General features: G+C 42.1%; 11 protein-coding genes. 9 read left to right on the top strand and 2 right to left on the bottom strand.

Going from position 1 to position 17,570, the window contains the following annotated elements; genetic code table 11:
* Positions 1 to 56: 56 nt before the first annotated feature.
* Positions 57 to 1,220 (bottom strand): iron-containing alcohol dehydrogenase, encoded by a 1,164-nt coding sequence (locus tag ABIS04_RS00375; RefSeq protein WP_350432227.1) that lies wholly within the window; start codon positions 1,218 to 1,220, stop codon positions 57 to 59.
* Positions 1,221 to 1,504: 284 nt separating this feature from the next.
* On the opposite strand from ABIS04_RS00375, the gene ABIS04_RS00380 reads away from it, so the two are divergent.
* The 6 genes from ABIS04_RS00380 to ABIS04_RS00405 all read left to right on the top strand — a co-directional run bounded on the left by ABIS04_RS00380 (position 1,505) and on the right by ABIS04_RS00405 (position 8,660).
* Positions 1,505 to 2,374 carry an AraC family transcriptional regulator gene (locus ABIS04_RS00380; RefSeq protein WP_350432229.1) on the top strand — a complete coding sequence of 290 codons (870 nt, stop codon included), beginning with the start codon at positions 1,505 to 1,507 and terminating at the stop codon, positions 2,372 to 2,374.
* Positions 2,375 to 2,464: 90 nt separating this feature from the next.
* Positions 2,465 to 2,788, top strand: coding sequence for a N(4)-acetylcytidine aminohydrolase (yqfB, locus tag ABIS04_RS00385; RefSeq protein ID WP_137223964.1), 324 nt, complete (start codon positions 2,465 to 2,467; stop codon positions 2,786 to 2,788).
* A gap of 316 nt (positions 2,789 to 3,104) precedes the next feature.
* The gene (locus tag ABIS04_RS00390; RefSeq protein WP_137223962.1) at positions 3,105 to 4,442 is read left to right on the top strand and encodes a coproporphyrinogen III oxidase family protein; all 1,338 of its coding nucleotides are present in this window, start codon (positions 3,105 to 3,107) and stop codon (positions 4,440 to 4,442) included.
* A gap of 213 nt (positions 4,443 to 4,655) precedes the next feature.
* Complete coding sequence (locus ABIS04_RS00395; RefSeq protein WP_350432230.1) at positions 4,656 to 5,501, top strand: PfkB family carbohydrate kinase; 846 nt, start codon at positions 4,656 to 4,658, stop codon at positions 5,499 to 5,501.
* Positions 5,502 to 5,735: 234 nt separating this feature from the next.
* Positions 5,736 to 6,899, top strand: coding sequence for an MFS transporter (locus ABIS04_RS00400; protein WP_350432232.1), 1,164 nt, complete (start codon positions 5,736 to 5,738; stop codon positions 6,897 to 6,899).
* 357 nt (positions 6,900 to 7,256) lie between these two features.
* Positions 7,257 to 8,660: a methyl-accepting chemotaxis protein gene (locus ABIS04_RS00405; RefSeq protein ID WP_350432234.1), complete on the top strand. Its 1,404-nt coding sequence runs from the start codon at positions 7,257 to 7,259 to the stop codon at positions 8,658 to 8,660.
* 237 nt (positions 8,661 to 8,897) lie between these two features.
* On the opposite strand, the gene ABIS04_RS00410 is transcribed toward ABIS04_RS00405, so the two are convergent.
* Positions 8,898 to 11,033, bottom strand: a complete 2,136-nt coding sequence (locus ABIS04_RS00410) for a TonB-dependent siderophore receptor (RefSeq protein WP_350432235.1) — start codon at positions 11,031 to 11,033, stop codon at positions 8,898 to 8,900.
* A gap of 875 nt (positions 11,034 to 11,908) precedes the next feature.
* Here ABIS04_RS00410 and ABIS04_RS00415 point away from each other — a divergent pair.
* From ABIS04_RS00415 to ABIS04_RS00425, 3 genes are all read left to right on the top strand, one after another.
* Positions 11,909 to 13,588: a glucan biosynthesis protein G gene (locus tag ABIS04_RS00415; protein ID WP_350432236.1), complete on the top strand. Its 1,680-nt coding sequence runs from the start codon at positions 11,909 to 11,911 to the stop codon at positions 13,586 to 13,588.
* Between the two features lie 8 nt (positions 13,589 to 13,596).
* Positions 13,597 to 15,783 (top strand): glucans biosynthesis glucosyltransferase MdoH, encoded by a 2,187-nt coding sequence (mdoH, locus tag ABIS04_RS00420; RefSeq protein WP_350432237.1) that lies wholly within the window; start codon positions 13,597 to 13,599, stop codon positions 15,781 to 15,783.
* 241 nt (positions 15,784 to 16,024) lie between these two features.
* A complete protein-coding gene (locus ABIS04_RS00425; protein ID WP_350432238.1) occupies positions 16,025 to 17,455 on the top strand; it encodes an MFS transporter in 1,431 nt (476 codons plus the stop codon).
* Positions 17,456 to 17,570: the final 115 nt, after the last annotated feature.

A 17,570-nucleotide genomic window follows, 5' to 3' on the forward strand; every position in this document is an offset into this window, starting at 1 on the left:
TATAGCAACTTAATCCCAAACAAATAATGAGTTCATTGTTTGGGTTATAAGCACTATTACCACGCCATGTCTAAAATCTTGCGGCTGGTGGCCAAGTCTACTTTGCCACTTTCAGATAATGCGGTCATACCATGTGCTTCTAAAGCATCGACTACTAGACCTAGTTGATCTTGCGTTACACCGTGATCGCGTAAACGTACAGGTAAGCCTACTTGCTTGAAGAAAGCTTCAGTTTTGTCAATGGCTTGATCTACGCGACTGTCTTCGTCACCTTCTGTGATATCCCAAACACGTGCTGCGTATTGTACTAATTTAGCGTGTTTTTGCTCTTTCAACACACGCCATAGCGATGGTAATACTACGGCTAAGGTTTGTGCGTGGTCGATATGGAATAGTGCGGTTAGCTCATGTCCAATCATGTGAGTTGACCAATCTAATGGCACACCTGTACCTATCATGCCGTTTAGGGCAGATGTAGCGCTCCACATTAAGTTAGCGCGGGCATCGTAGTTAGTTGGCTCTTCAACAGTGATAGGGCCAATTTCGATTAAGGTGCGCATAATGCCTTCTGCCATGCGGTCTTGTACGCGGGCATCAACAGGATACGTTGCATATTGCTCAAGCACATGCACAAACGCATCGACAACACCGTTGGCCACTTGAATTTTTGGCAAGCTGAAGGTTAATTCAGGATCAAGCATGGCAAATGTTGGGTACACACATGGGTGGTTTACTGGATACTTACCGCCTTGATAACTGACGACTGCAAAGGCGTTCATTTCTGAACCCGTAGCCGGTAGGGTAGCAATAACGCCAAGTGGAATAACCTTGTCATTAGCCACTGGAACCGGTGTAAAGCCGTGATGTAATAGACTTGCTGTGTCGCCATCAAACTGAGTCGCCAGTGCGATAAACTTAGTGCCGTCCATAACCGAACCACCACCAACAGCCAGTAAGAAGTCGATTTTTTCTTTACGGGCAACGTCTACAGCTTGCAACAGTGTTTCGTATTTAGGGTTGGCTTCAATGCCACCAAATTCAAATACTGTACGATTACCTAATGCGGCTTTCACTTTATCGAGTGTACCGAAACGTTGCACGCTACCGCCACCGTAAGTGATTAATACTCGCGCATTGGCTGGAACAAGTTGGTCTAACTCTGCAATACGATCTTTACCGAAAACAACATGAGTGGGGTTACGATAATCAAAATTAAGCATAATTGGTGCCTTTTGGTTTAGCGGTGAAACAAATAATTGGCTGATGTTTGTATATAAAGAGTACATGTACAACTTGTTGATGTATGGATTTCTTATACATAACAGCAAGGATAAATCATGTGGCTATGATAGCCCTTTGAGTCAAAATAAACATACACAGAACTATCGTGTTCATGCCTATTCCTATCTTTATTGTGTAAATATGATGGTTTTTTGATAAATTTAATACCTTTTACTGCTTTTTTGCTAGTATCGGTTTCATGATTTTTTCTGAGGCGAAGGATATGAGTGAGATAGCAACATTAATGGCACAGCTAGCCCCAAAAGAAGGGGTCAATGATACTTATTTATCTGGCGTGCATGTGTTTCGCAGCTCACAATATGGTGCACGCGGGCCATTGTGCTATTCACAGGGAGTGCTTATTGTTGGCCAAGGTAAAAAGCGGGTTTATGTAGACAATCAAACTTTCGACTATGACCGCCAGCGCTCATTAGTGATGACAGTCCCATTGCCGGTAGAATGTGAAACCTTTGCCAGCATTGAAGAGCCAGTATTGGTATTGATGGTGGATATCGATTTAGTGCAACTTAATTACATTATTCGACTGATGGACGAACATCATCAAATCCCCAAAGATTTAAACGGGTCACGCCAGAGTGGTTTTTTTGTTGCCGATAACACTGAAGACATGGACTGCAGCGTTATTCGACTATTACAAGCATTGCAGTCGCCATTAGAGGCTAAAGTAATGGGCGAAGCGCTCGTGCTTGAGTTGTTATATCGCTTGTTAGATTCGCCCAATGCGGCACCGCTTTTTGCGTTGTCGTTAAGTCATACTCGTTTATCTAGGGTGGAAAAAGCCCTTAATTACATCCATAAACATTATGGTGAGTCGGTTGAAGTAGACACATTAGCTGGCTTGGTTAATATGAGTCCGTCGGCATTCCATCGTAGTTTTAAAGAAGTTACCGCTTCATCACCTATACAATATTTAAAGAAAATTCGCCTGAACAAAGCTAAGGCGTTGTTACAACTGCAACATTTAAAGGTAAAAGAGGTATCAACTCAGGTGGGCTATGAAAGTACCGCCCAATTTAGTCGCGAGTTTAAACGTTACTTTAATCAAAGCCCAGGCGAGTACGCGAGGTTATAAATCTGATTTTAGCTTGAGTCATTAGCGCTTACGCGGCGCTTTATGTCGTTAATTTATATTGTTAATTTAAATCATTAATTAAGGTTGTTAATGATTACTGCACCCACAGAAATAACCTTTTTTGAGTTTTTAACGCCCTTCGTTGCATCAGGGCAAAAAACGATTACTATCCGCGATGCCAGCGAGAATCATTATTTACCAGGTAGCCAAGTTGAAGTGTTCACCCTCGAAAGACATACAAAGGTGTGCGACATTATCATTTTGGCGGTGGAACCATTAAGGTTTGATGGCATTAATGAGTTTCATGCTACTCAAGAAAGCTTACCATTAGCTGAGTTAAAGCAGTTAATCCAAACTGTGTATCCTAATCAGCAAACCTTATTCATGATTTCATTTAAATTGGTTGATGTTTAATAATTTTTATCAATAGCTTAATAATTAATCTCCCTCACTTTATTCCCATACGCGTCCAACGTTGGCAGCCCGTGCCGCTTGCTTTGTGTTATTGATGAGTCATTAAATTTTTTAAGATAAAACAGCCGTGTCTAAAACATGATCTGCTTAACAAATAGGTAGAGATAAGCATGTTAGTTTGTATATTTATTGGCTAGTTCACATTTTAGCTATCTCTAAAGTGATATTTTGTTTTTCTGCTTATGGTACGCGTCTTTTATTGTGCGCTTTTTATCAATGGTTTTGCTCTCAGGGCTTAATTCAATTAGGATTTTTTATGTCTCCAATTATTCAATCAGCCAGTCAAGAGTTGATTAAACCTTATCAGTCTAATATTACGGTACCCAATTGGATGATCAGCTCTATGGAGAAGGTGATGCAATTTTATGTTGATAAAAATTTGCGTCTCGACACCATCTCTACTGACCGTATGCCAAAGCCTGTCGAAGGAAAAAGATACATGTTGTATGCACATATTCCGTTTTGCCATACCTTGTGTTCTTTTTGCACCTTTCACCGATTTTTATTCCGCGAAGACAAAGCGCGCGAATACTTTGTTGCGCTGCGTAAAGAAATGCAAATGGCTAAAGATTTGGGATATGAGTTCCAATCTATGTACATTGGCGGCGGTACCACAACCGTGCTTGAAGATGAATTAGCCCGCACAATCGAACTGGCAAAAACGTTATTTCCAACGATTAAAGAAGTGTCTTGTGAGTCAGATCCACAGCATTTAGCTAACCCTGAGTTTAAGCAATTAAAAGGCTTAGTTGACAGAATGTCGATTGGGGTACAAAGCTTTGATGATGGCATTTTAAAAATGACCGATCGCTTAGACAAGTTTGGTTCAGGACAACAAACTTTTGACCGTATTATGGCGGCTAAAGAACTGTTTCCGATTATTAACGTTGATATGATTTTTGGTTTTCGTGGTCAAACTGATGAGATTATCCAATCCGATCTCGAAATGGCATCTAAACTTGATCCTCGCCAAATTACCACCTATCCGTTAATGATTACCCACCAAACCCGTAAAAGTGTTAAAGGCAGCTTAGCAGCACCCCAAGGTGAAATGGTTAATCAATATCGCCAGATTTTAAACCACTTAACAGGACAATATACACAACTGTCAGCGTGGGCATTTGGTAAAACCAATGACGAAGGTTTTGATGAGTACGTTATTGATTATGATGAGTATTTAGGTATAGGTTCTGGTTCGTTTAGTTTTTTAAATGACACCTTGTATGTGAATACATTTTCACTGAAAAAATACCAACAACGCATTGCTGAAGGCCGCATGGCTGTTGAGCAACAGAAAAAATATCAGCTAAAAGAAGTGATGCAATATCGCTTTTTACTAGGGATGTTTTCTGGACGCTTATCGCGTAAATATTTCCGCGATACGTTTAACGTTAATTTAGACACCGCCTTATTCAAGGAAATGTCTTCAATGAAAGCTATGGGGGCACTTAAAAATGACCCTGTTAATCCTGACGAATTGATTGTGACCGATAACGGCAAAATGATTGGGTTATTGATGATGAAAGAGTTTTACTCTGGCATGGACAATGTGCGCGCCCAATTACGTCAACCACTTGCCGAAGCAGATATGTAACCTTGTCTTGTGATGAGCAATTTAAGGCCGTGATTATCACGGCCTTTTTGTTGCGTCAATGGTAGTCATTATCTTTTATTCAAGTGTTCATCTTCTTATATTTATACTCTCATTCATCGAAAAGCCTGAATCTACCTAAACGGTACAGATAATTAACCTGATTGGTATTATACTCAAGGTTCTTTTTAGGTATATTTTTTTGGGGTGAGTTGCATGGCCAATATTCTTTTGCTTGCCAATATCAATTGCGACCGAATTTTGCGTCTCGATAAACCACTGCAAACCGGTGGTCGATTTCATTATCAAGACGGTGGGCTGCGTTTAGGCGGCGGTGGGGCGAATACCGGGTTGGGGTTAGTGTGGGCTAAACACAATGTGGCATTGGTGAGTGAGGTCGGTAGTGATGACATAGGTGACTGGATTTTAGCTAAAGCGAGTACTTTAGGGCTCGATTGCCGTTTAGTGCATCGTTTTAATGGTAATACTTGCGAAATGTTATTGGTCATGACACCTGATGGTGAGCGCACTATTATTCGCCCACAACGGCCTATTTTTCAACTGCCAGCACCACCTGATTGGCAACATTGGGATGTTTTTTATATTAACTCTTCAGCAAAAGGTGCGGGCGCTTGGGCAGCGAATGCTATAGCGTCTAATCCTAATTGCAAAGTGATATCACAATTGGCGAAAGATGAACGCAACCGACCTTGCCATGTGTTGATAGCTTCAATTACCGATATGCAAGGCCGCTGTAACCAAGAACCATGGGCATTTGCTCAAGCTATTGCGGGTGAGGCATTGGCCTATTTTATTGTCACAGATGGTGAAAAAGGTGCCACGGTTTATAGTGAGGCAGATGAACAGCATGTGCCGGCCATTATTGCTGATGTAGTTGATACGACTGGGGCGGGCGATGCTTATGCCGCTGGGGTCATCCATGGTATATGCCAACATATGTCGATTACCGATGCAATGCATGAAGGCGCGTTGTGGGCCTCTTTTGCTGTGGCGACACAAAGTTCGATCCCCGGAAATGCATTAAAACTTTATCTAGTGTAATAACTCAAGCAACCTCTGCCACAAAGTCATTTAATAGTGTGTCATAGTCTTTTTTGTAATCGTCACTTTTTCATTATGGGACTATGACTCAAACTGTATCAATGGTTAGCCGCTATTGCTCTGCTCAAATGCCGCCGGTAGTTACTATGTGTAGCTTGTTTTACCCTTGGCTAAGCTTTTAATTAATATCCACTGAAGGCCTATCACACCAATAGACTGGGAGTTAGAGCTGTTATGCATTCTCTCAAAAATAATATCTATGCAGTGTCATTGTTATTTATCTTTAATGGCTGTTTGTTTGGCTCGTGGGCGGCAAAAATGCCATTTTTCAAACAGAAATTTGCCTTAGATGAACAAACATTATCGTTGTTTCTGCTATTGCTTGCATTCGGTGCGGTGGTGTCATTTCCGTTGGCGGGAAGGTTAAGCGATAAGCTGGGCGTACAAGTTATGTCAAAACTGGCTTATGTGTTGTATCCCATTCCTTTTATTGGGTTAGCCTTAAGTAATAATACTATTTGTCTCGCGGTCGCATTGTTTTGTTTCGGATTTTTACACGGCGGAATGGATGTGGTGATGAATAGCTGGGCGGCAAAAACAGAAGGATTGACGAATAAAAAACTGATGCCTTTCTTTCATGCCATGTTCAGTTTAGGTGCAGGGGTTGGAGCGGCCAGTTCGGTGTTATTGATGTGGGCTGATATCGGTACCTTAGTTCATTTTATTATTATCTGTGGCTTTTTCGCGCCATTTTACATGTTACTTCGTCAACCTAAACTTATTACCGCAACAACCGTGCAGAGTGCTACAGGTGTTGTTGATGACAACACTAAGTTACCTAAGCTATTTTTGGTTTCAATAGGGTTGATTGCGATGTTTTGTGCTTTGGGCGAGGGGGCTGTAGCCGACTGGAGTGCGGTTATTATGCGCCAAGAGTTTGCTACCGATATGAGCTTTGCAGGTTGGGCATACGCAATATTTTCAATCTTTATGGTACTTGCAAGGTTATTCGGTCATACCGTTATTGATAAATATGGTGTCACTTTAGTCGTTAGAGGATGTGCATTATTCAGTCTTTTGGGGGTGATGATGATTATATTGGTGCAATCACCTTATATTGCTCTGCTTGGCTTCGCATTTATGGGGGTAGGTTACTCTATTATTGTGCCGCTAGTGTTTTCAAAAGCTGCTTCTGTTAATGAGCACAAGTCGGGCGTTGCGATTGCATTTGTCGCGACATTTACCTATGGAGGTTTGTTGTGTGGCCCCGTTATTATTGGTGTGCTAGCGCATCATACTTCGTTAAAAGAAGCCTTGTATTTATTGGCCGTGTTACCCGGATACACGTTAATGAGGGCTTTTTTGCTGGCCCCCAACTATCAGAAGATCAATCAATAACCTCAATTTTAGCTAAAGTATATTTAATCACGCAACGACAAGATTAATTAAGCTGTCTTGTTAGTTTAATGCGTTTTTGTCAGCTATCGCTTCAAGTGCAGTGTTTTCAGCATTCGGTGTTTCTTGATACCACAAAGGCCTTTTAGTTAACGTTATCCATTTGTGTTTAAGCAGTAGCAATAACGGTCTTTTATGGTATTTTTACGTGATCTAAACGTCAACTTTGTAATTTAAAGACTCTTTAAACAAATAGTCATATATTATTCACCTAATTATGTGTGTTGTTATATTAATATAATCGGTTAAATGAGTGTTTATTGACCTCAATAATCATTGCTCATTTTTGGAGATATCATCGTGAAAGAAGTTGCATTTCGTTGGATAGACAAGTACTTAATCAACGTAAAACTGCAAGAGAATTTTCTTGTTCTTTTCTTTACTGCCGTGCTTGCCATTGTGGTTATTGGCATTTGTTTCATCGATGCGGCATCTTCACAACGCACCGTAGAGGCACAGCAACAAGTGGACTTGATTGCTCAATTAGCCTCCTCCACACAATTATCTTCATCTGAATTAGCACCACTGTTGCAAAACACCCCGATTAACATTGGTAATAATACTGATATTTCAGCACAGGTGTCAGGGCAGAACTATTCATTGAGTTATGTAGATGGCACTAGTTTTGTGACAGGATTAGGTTTATGGCACATCATTGCCATTAGTTTGAGTTTGTTGCTGATGATTGTCTGCTCTCACTATATTAAGACGTTCATTGGTGGTGGTTTATTCCATATTTATCATGCATTGAGAAAGTTAGCCGAAGGCGACCTTGCTTCTCGTATCGGCTATGCACCGTCACGAAATGAATTTAATTTGATCGCAAGAACGGTGGATAGGGTTTCAGAACGTGAACATCAGTTGGTGAAAGCCACCCAAGAAACCATTGCTCTTATCCAACAGATTAGTGCTCAATTGCGTGTTCGTAGCGATGATAATACCCAGTTGGCCAGTGTGCAGCAAGATCGTATTGATTCGCTAGCGAGTGCCACTGAAGAAATGGCTGTGTCGATTCGAGAGGTTGCTAGTCACGCTCAAGAATCGTCTACACAAATATCGCGAGCAACAGAAAAAACAACTCAAGGACAAGCTCAAATCCAAAAAACCTTGGTTGAGATTAATAAATTAGCGGGAGACGTTCGTGGTGCCTCTGTTGCCGTTGCCGAACTCGATACCAGTACCACTAAAATTGGTGATGTAATATCAACAATTAATGCCATATCGGAGCAAACCAACTTACTCGCCCTTAATGCTGCTATTGAAGCTGCAAGAGCAGGCGAACAGGGTCGTGGATTCTCAGTTGTTGCAGATGAGGTAAGAACCTTAGCGGGTAGAACTCAAGCAGCTACCGTCGAGATTCAAAAGATCATCGAAACGCTGCAAACCAATAGTAAAGGCGTGATGAGCGTGATGGCGAAAACAGTAACAGAAGCTCAGACCAGCGAACAGTTTATGACAGATGCAAGCCAAAATATGAGCGAAATTGCTGAGCAAAATCAGCATATCTCTGACAGAAGTTTGGAAATTGCCGCCGCGGCAGAAGAGCAAGGTGCCGTCGCTGATAATATTGCTAATGATGTTGATTCTGTCAGAAGCAGTTCTATTCAAGTGATGGACTTAGTTAATGCCACTGCAACAGAAATTGAGAGTTTGAGTCGTCAGGCTGATGTGTTGGAAGAATTGATGAAAGATCTGATTGTTTAATATTAATTGGGGACTGTTATTAGCATCACCCTAACGTCATGGTTTTATGATGACCAGTGTCAAGGATAATCTTCTTTTTGACCAAGGCTAAAACGGCGTTAATTTATCCGTGAAGTATTAGGTCAGTCTGTATTTTATAATAAAGAAGCCTCAACATATTTGTTGAGGCTTTGTTTTTTTAGGGCATGTATACATTTCAATTTGAGCTAACAATACGTTCTTAGAAACGGATGTCAGTTAGAAGGTGTAACCGACATCTAAGCTCAGTGAACGACCCGATGCTGGCACTCGTCCCGCTGGCGATACATCTAAGCCTCTAAAGTAGTATTCGTTATCAAATAGATTATTGACGGATAATCCCACTTTTAGGCCGTGACTATCTTGTTTGAAAAACTCAGTACCAATATTGAAGTTAACCACGGTATACGCAGGCACTTCTCCCGATGTACCAGATACATTCTCTTCAACTGTGTTAGCCAGGTCGGAAAATGATTTGCTGTAATAAAAGGCCATTAATCCTAAATCGACATCCTTAATACTGTATAAAGCACTGGCAGAAAGTTGATGTTTAGACACATAAGCCAATTCGTTACCGGCAAATTCTCCATCAAGTTGTTCAGTATCTAAATAGTTGTAGGCACCCGTTAGAACCAGATCTGGTAGCGACATAGGTGAGTAAGTGCCTTCTAGCTCAATACCTTGGTTACGGGTTTGGCCAATATTGACGAACAGACTAACGTCACCGTCGTACTCTATTTTATTTTCAAAATCGATACGGTAAGCCGCAATACTTAAGTTACTGCGTTCTGTTGGGGTAAAGCGTACGCCTGCTTCATAGTTCCACGATAGCTCTGATTCTAGAGTTTGATCTTTAGGCCATAATTGTGAAATTTGCGGCGTTCTCAATGAGCGTTGAGCATTGGTATACGCAAACCAATTTGAACTGAATTCGTAACCTAAAGTGATGCCCGGAAGCCACTCGGTCACGTGATTATCTTGGCTATAACCTTGTCCAACATTGGTAAAGGTCATGCGGACATCTTCATATCTTATGCCAGGGGTAATCGAAAATGTGTCATCAAAGAATCCCACTTTATTACTCACATAATAGGCCATGGCATTAGTATCCATTTGCCAGTCGCGCGGACGAGTTGCAGTTTGAGTCGATTTTTCTATGTGGTTTAGTTGGTAGCTAATGTCTTCATTAATATAACGAGCACCAGCGATAATGTGCTGACTAATATCACCATCAATAAGCAGACTTGCAGTTGGCTCAATGCCAAACACGGTAAAGTCGCGTGGAGAGTTACGCAGATGAGTGGCTTCTTGCGTAGTATCACTCCAGCTAGTACCTAAATTACCGTCGGTGTCTTTGCTTGAGTCATAAAAATCCCACTGAAAATTACGTGAACTCTTATTACCAAATACTCTGAGATCAATCTCACCATAATCGATAATTTTCGAATCATCGAGAACATGGCTATATTTCAATGACACTCGTTTAGTATTGGCATTAAATTCATCATTAGGGCGTAGAGATTGTTCTCGATCAGCTTCATATGCGGCGGTATTTAAGGCACCTGGTAGCTCAGAAAAAGCATCGTAATATTGTAGCGTGGCATCAAAGCTATTTTGCTCATCGATATTCCATAGGGTCTTTAACATTAGGTTTTTAATGTCAGTTTCGGAGTGTTCACGAAACGATTCCCCTTTGGTGATGTTGCCATCGAAACGCATCGAAAAATCTTCATTAACCGCGCCGCCAGTGCTGACGTTAGTATCAAATAAGGTATTACTGTCACCAAAGAAGGTCGTGCGTTCATTAAGGCTGGTTTCCCAGTCTGTTGGGATTGGCTTAGAAATAAGGTTTATTACGCCGCCAACGTTGTTAGGGCCATATTGAATCGATGCTCCGCCGCGTGCTACATCAATTCTATCTATCATGAATAAGGTGGCAGGGAATAATGACTGACCAGTATGCCCATATGGAGCAAGTGTCATTGGGATCCCATCGAGTAATATTTGGGCATAGCCACTGCGGCTGCTGTCTAAACCTCGTACGGATATATTAGGTAAAATCCCCGTTCCAGTTTCGTCTTTAATTTTAATCCCAGGGACCTGCTGTAGTGCTGTATCGATTGACCTAGCTGCAGTACGCTCTATTTGATCAGAAGTAATGATTGAGCGGTTACCGGTATAAGTTTTTAAATCAGCAACTTCAGAATTACCCAATAAGCTCCCTGTCACCACAATGACTTCGGGTTTGACTTCTGTCTGACTTTTGTCGTCAGCAAATACCGCTGAACTAGCAAGGCTGGCTGCAATGGCCACCGCAATGGTGGTCAAAGTGAATCTGGATTTTTCAGGTAGCATGCATATTTCCTATGTTTGTTTGGTCTGTTTTAAAGTGATAAGTTGGCTTTTAAAGTTCATGCCTCTATCTTCAGCAATCAAAAATGTTTCGGTGTAAATAAGCTTGTTGTTTAGGCGTGTTATCGATGACGTAAAAATGAGTGTTTTCTGATGAGAAAGGAATTGCTAAGTTTTCGATTCCCAAAATAGCTTGTTGGTTATTTGGAGTTAATTTCAATGGGCTGGTGGCGATAAAGCTGGAGGTAAACATAATGATCAAAGTATATGTCGGTATTGATTTTGATAATTATTCTCATTTATGGCGTGACAGTCAAGACTCGTACTCGCGCTTACGGTGTAGTTACTACAAAACCCCTATTTTAATAAGTTAATCAATCTTTATTTATTCAATAAAATCATTGGCATGAGCTATTTTAGATACCTTGTTTTTGTAGATGTAAACTTTCAGTAAATTGTCAATGAGAGTGAACTTGTATACAGAAATGGAATTGATAACTGAACAATTCACCCAAACTCGTTTTTATCTTAAATAGAAAGTGCTTTTATTGGTTTGGCATTATAGTAACCAGTTGAATTTAAAGGTGATTAATGGTTGGCGGTACAGTTAATATATTCATTACGATTGAAATGAATAGCCTATAAATCTGATAAATAACAATGCGGTAGTTTTCACTCTCCCTTTTGTGCTATTTCGATATATCAATAGATTAAAATGTTATAGATGTTAATCGGCTTTCCCTATAAATACATGTGCATTTTTTCGACATTCTGATATCGTTCGCAAAATAGAGCATAGGGTTGTGTACCAAGATATTTTGCCGCAATAACCGCTCTGAAACTCGCATATTAACGCTGTATTTTTTAGGTAGCCTATTATGGTTAGCTTACTGAGTAGTCGTACTTCGGCCTCATCTCAAACTGTCAAAAAATCACTAACGTGCTTGTCGTTAGCTATAGCTGCAGGGCTTTGTTTTAACCTTGCCGCACAAGAACTTACTCCACCGATTGTTACACCCACACCGCCTAGCGTGACCATACCGCTGCAAACTTATGCAGATGAACAAGCGATTGTGAAATCACCAAATAATCTGAATACAGAAACCAAAATACGTTTTGCCAAAACGGCTAATTTTGACTCTGATTCGGTGGTTAAAATTGCGCGTAAATTAGCGAAAAACCCCTATGTAGAACTTAAAGATCCATTACCGCCTGGTTTGGCTAAAATTTCTTACGATGAATACCGAGACATTCGCTTTAAGCCAGAAGCCTCCATTTGGAAAGCCGAAGGTTTGCCATATCAAATGCAATTGTTCCATCGGGGTTTTTATTTCCAAGACTTGATTGAAATTGCCTTGGTTGAAGGCAGTCAAGCCACCCATTTAGCCTATAACTCAGAATTTTTTACTGCAGGTGATGTGTTAAGTCAGCGTTTACCGACCCAAGATATTGGTTATTCTGGTTTACGCATCCATTATCCGCTCAATACCCCTGCGTATTTTGATGAGCTTATGGTATTCCAAGGGGCGAGTTATTTCCGCGCTTTAGGAAAAGGCAACGATTACGGCTTGTCTTCAAGGGGGTTAGCGTTAAATACCGCTGAACCTGAAGGAGAAGAGTTTCCTATATTTCGTGCCTTTTGGGTCGAGCGCCCAAACAGCGACAGTAACTTAATTGTGGTACATGCATTGTTAGACAGCCCTAGTGTTGCAGGGGCATATCGATTCTCAGTTAGACCTGGCGAGAATACGCATATTGATGTGGAAGCGACCTTATTTCCGCGCAAAGATTTAGTTAAAGTCGGTTTAGCGCCTAGCACCAGTATGTTTTTACATTCAATGAATGGTCGTCAAAACACTGATGACTTTAGACCTGAAGTGCATGATTCAGACGCGTTATTGATATTGAATGGTCGTGGTGAGCGTTTATGGCGTCCGCTGGCCAATCCAAAGCAATTGCAAGTCAGTGCCTTTATGGACAACTCGCCTCAAGGGTTTGGCTTAATTCAACGCGAACGCAGTTTTGATGCGTATCAAGATCTTGAAGCCCACTATGAACGTCGTCCAAGTTTATGGGTTGAACCTGTCGGAAATTGGGGCGCGGGTGAGGTAGTGTTAACCGAAATTCCAACCGACTCTGAAATTCATGACAACATCGTCAGCTACTGGAAACCTAAACAACCTATTGCTGCGGGTAGCGAGTTTCATTTTACTTATCGATTAATTTGGGGCAGCGAACCCGAAGTTGATGACGGCACCGTGATTGTTGCCCGCACGGCTAGTGGTCGAGCAGATATCGCTAAAGCGACGCCAAGGCGTTTATTTGTTATCGACTATCAAGTAAAAGAAGGCAATAACGATGAAATTCCTGTCGCCAAAGTGCAGAGTTCTGCAGGTGAAGTGATCAATGTGGTGGTGTCTCGTCAGCCTAAAATCAATGGCTATCGTTTGGCATTTGAAATGGATCCACAAGATGCGGAATTGATTGAACTACGTGCTGAGCTTAAATTTACTGGCACACGTGATGTCGAAACCTGGCTTTACCGTTGGACTAAGTAATAACAAACATGATGCAGACAGAATCTACAAATAGCGACATAGAAACCATATTAGTTGGCGGTGCTGCGATGCCGTTAGAACGGCCAAGCCCAATGGAACCACAAAGCTTACGTGCGTTGTCAGAAGGCATGCCGCGTAAAAGCATCATCGCTAATGGTGTAACGTCTGACGGCTTGCGCCGACTTTTAGTGGTTGGCAGTGCTGTTATTATGTCGATTATGGCGATTTATGAGATGGTATCGGTATTTAACGTCGGCGGTGTGACACCACTTGAATACATTGTTTTGGTCTTGTTTGCCGTTAACTTTTGTTGGATTGCATTGGCGTTTAGTGGCGGCGTAGCAGGCTTTGTGATGCTGTTAAAAAATACTGCATCGGCACCAATCACAACAGTTAGTCTGCATACCCGCACCGCGATATTAATGCCGACTTATAACGAATCGCCCGATCGCGTTTTTGCTGCGGTTGAAGTGATGTCCATGGCGCTAGCAGCGTCGGGCGAAGCACATGCATTCGACTGGTTTATATTAAGCGACACGACTGACCCCGATATCGCGTTAGCGGAAGAGCAAGCGTTTTTGATTCTGCGTCATCAAGTGAGTAAAGATGCGCGGGTCTATTATCGTCGCCGTCGTAAAAATGATGCCCGTAAAGCCGGTAATGTGGGTGACTTTTGTAAACGCTGGGGCGCCCGATACGACCATTTGTTAGTGCTAGACGCCGACAGTTTAATGGAAACCCACACTATTGTTAGTCTAGCTCAGCGGATGCAGGCCGATCCAGATGCAGGGCTTATCCAAACCATTCCTTATTTAATCAATGGCAACACCTTAATGGCGCGGCTACAGCAATTTGCTGCGCGAATATATGGTCCGGTTATTGGAACTGGTTTATCTTGGTGGGCGGATAAAGAAGGTAACTTTTGGGGGCATAATGCCATTATTCGCACCAAAGCTTTTATGAGTGCTGCAGGGTTACCAAATCTGGCTGGTAAGCCTCCTTTTGGTGGTCATATTATGAGCCATGATTTTGTTGAAGCAGCATTGATTCGACGTGCTGGTTGGAGTGTGGTCATAGCCGCTGATCTTCCAGGGTCTTATGAAGAATGCCCACCCTCTATTGTCGATTTAGCAGTACGTGATCGTCGTTGGTGCCAAGGTAACTTGCAACATTCACGAGTATTGTTTGCCAAAGGATTGCACTGGGTTAGCCGCTTACATTTGCTTTCTGGGATAATGGCTTACTTGTCATCTTCATTTTGGTTGCTGCTTATTTTGTCAGGCTTAATGCTGGCATTACAAGCGCACTTTATTCGCCCTGAGTATTTTACTGATCAGTTTTCGCTATTTCCCACTTGGCCTGTAATGGACTCAGACCGAGCATTGCGCTTGTTCTATATCACTATGGGAATATTGTTCGGCCCCAAAATTTTTGGCGTGTTGTTATTACTCAAAAATAGCAAGATGAGCCGACAATTGGGCGGTCGGGGTAAGGTGATGATTAGCGTTGTGGTAGAGGTTATATTATCGGCATTGATTGCACCTATTATGATGCTAATTCATTGTGGCGCAGTCGTATCGATTTTAGCCGGACGTGATAGCGGTTGGGCACCACAGCGACGTGACGATGGCAGCTTACCTTGGTTAACCCTGATTTATCGCCATCGTTGGCACATGATAATTGGCGTGTTACTAGGTTACGCCGCAGTATTGGATTCGCTTACTTTACTGGCTTGGATGAGTCCAGCATTAATAGGTTTATGGCTTGCGGTACCTTTGTCAGGCATGACAGGTTCGGAACGTTTGGGGTTATGGGTTAAGCGTATGCAAATATTAGCAACGCCTGAAGAAATATGTCCGCCACAGCTTAGCCTTGAGTCGTTATCACGTCGTGCTGAATATATTAACGCCATTGCTCAGCCGTGGACGTTATCAAGATTATTGCAAGACCCTGAGTTAATGGCGCTTCATTTAGACATTATTGATAAAAGGCCTCACCGTTTACCCGGTTCTGCAGTTGAGTCACTCGAAGCCATTACTCGAGTAAAAGTACAAGAAGCACAATGCCAATATAATATTGTCGACCTATTTACGCGCCAAGAGTTAGCGTATTTACTGGGTAATCCTTTATTACTAAAACAATTACAAAAGCTGCCTGAGCAATATGTCACCGAAGGCATAGTGTCTTTTTGTTAGGTGAGTGTTTACTTTAGTATTGATGTGCAAAAAGCCCTGTCGGTTTATATCGACAGGGCTTTTGTGTTTATGGGGCTTTCAGTACGCACTTAAACTTACAATGACAATAGCGGATTATGTGATCGCTATAGATTGTGAGCTGGTCACTTATCGGCCATAATTTTAACTCGTGACGTTAATCCGTTACGTTAACCAGTATCCTTAGTCACTCACTTATCAATGGCGTGTATTCATACCTCTTATGGCTTTAGATTATTCATCTAGTTCCGCTAATGCTTGTTCACGCAGTCGCGATAGATTGTCGTGGCTGAGGTGTACTTTGCGACGTAGTCAGCAAGAGGCGGTGGCGTCGTCTACCATGAATGCCACCAGTGATAACTTTTTTAATGCTTATGCCATATTCTTAGGGGCAAGCCTAGGCCAAATGGGTTGGGTGACGGGCTTACCGCAGCTGTTTGGTGCCATGACACAGCTGTTGTCTGTTTGGTTGGCGAGTCATTTTAGCCGTCGGCAGTTTATTGTCGCATGTGCGGTTTTACAGGCAATTGTGGTATTGGCCATGGGCGCACTTGCGGCATTTAGACCAGATAATGCAGTGTGGATATTTATTGGCTTGGCGGTGCTATATCAAGGATTTATCAATCTCATTCAACCGCACTGGCGTGCATGGATGGGCATGATAGTGCCGCAGCGTCGTCGTGGAGCCTTTTTTGCTTCTCGCACCCGCTTAACCATGATGGCATCGCTGAGTGTGTTCTTTGTCGGCGGTGGCATATTAACGCTAACCGACTCAGTACATATGGCATGGTTAGGGTTTAGCTTACTGTTTTCGATTGCTGCTATGGGGCGTTTTGCATCTGCTTGGTTGCTATTGCAAATGCATGACCCAGAACCGAGAGTGGCAAAAGCATCAGGGGTGTTTACTCAAACCCTATATAACTTTCGCCAAGCATGGAAAGATAAAACGTTCAGGCATTACAGTTTATTTGTGGCGGGTATGCAGTGCATGGTGGCAATATCGGCACCGTTTTTTGCGGTGTATATGTTGGACGATCTGCAATTTAGTTATTTTGAATTTGTCCTTTCGAGCGTAGCGTCTATTTTTACTCAGTTCATCACGTTAAGATTTTGGGGCCGCTTTAGCGATTTATATGGCAATCGGTTAGTGATGATTATCACCAGCTGTTTAATTCCGAGTTTGCCATTACTATGGTTATTCTCTGATAATTATTTATACATTCTTGCCATTCAAGCATTTGCCGGTTTTGGTTGGAGCGGCTTTACCTTAAGCACCGCTAATTATCTTTATGATATTCGCCCCTTTCGCAGTGACTTTGCCATCTATGCAGCCTTACAAGCAGGCTTAAGTGCCGGTTTTGTATTTATTGGTGCTATGGTCGGTGGTGTAATTGCTTCATATTCTGAAGCATTTCTAATTTGGTCAGGGTTGGACGCTTGGTTAAGCAGTCCAATATTTGTGGTGTTTATTGTATCAACCTGTATGCGGTCGTTAATGGCATTGTGGTTTATTCCACGCTCGGTCGAGCCCAAAACTCGTCCAAGGCCTCAATTACTGACACTTATTTTCCGTATTCGTGGCTTTAATGCCATTTCAGGCGTTAGCTTAGACTGGCTAACCGTCGCAAAGAAAAAGCGCAATAAAGATAAGTAACCTGAATTCGGGATAATAAACGCCTTTCAAACAGCCCTTTGCCTTCCTAACTGCGTTATTCTTTACACAAGAAGACTTGCAATAGACTAGCTATTGACGTGTCAATTCGCCTTGT

Source organism: Shewanella sp. H8 (assembly GCF_040285065.1).
Lineage (GTDB): Bacteria > Pseudomonadota > Gammaproteobacteria > Enterobacterales > Shewanellaceae > Shewanella > Shewanella polaris.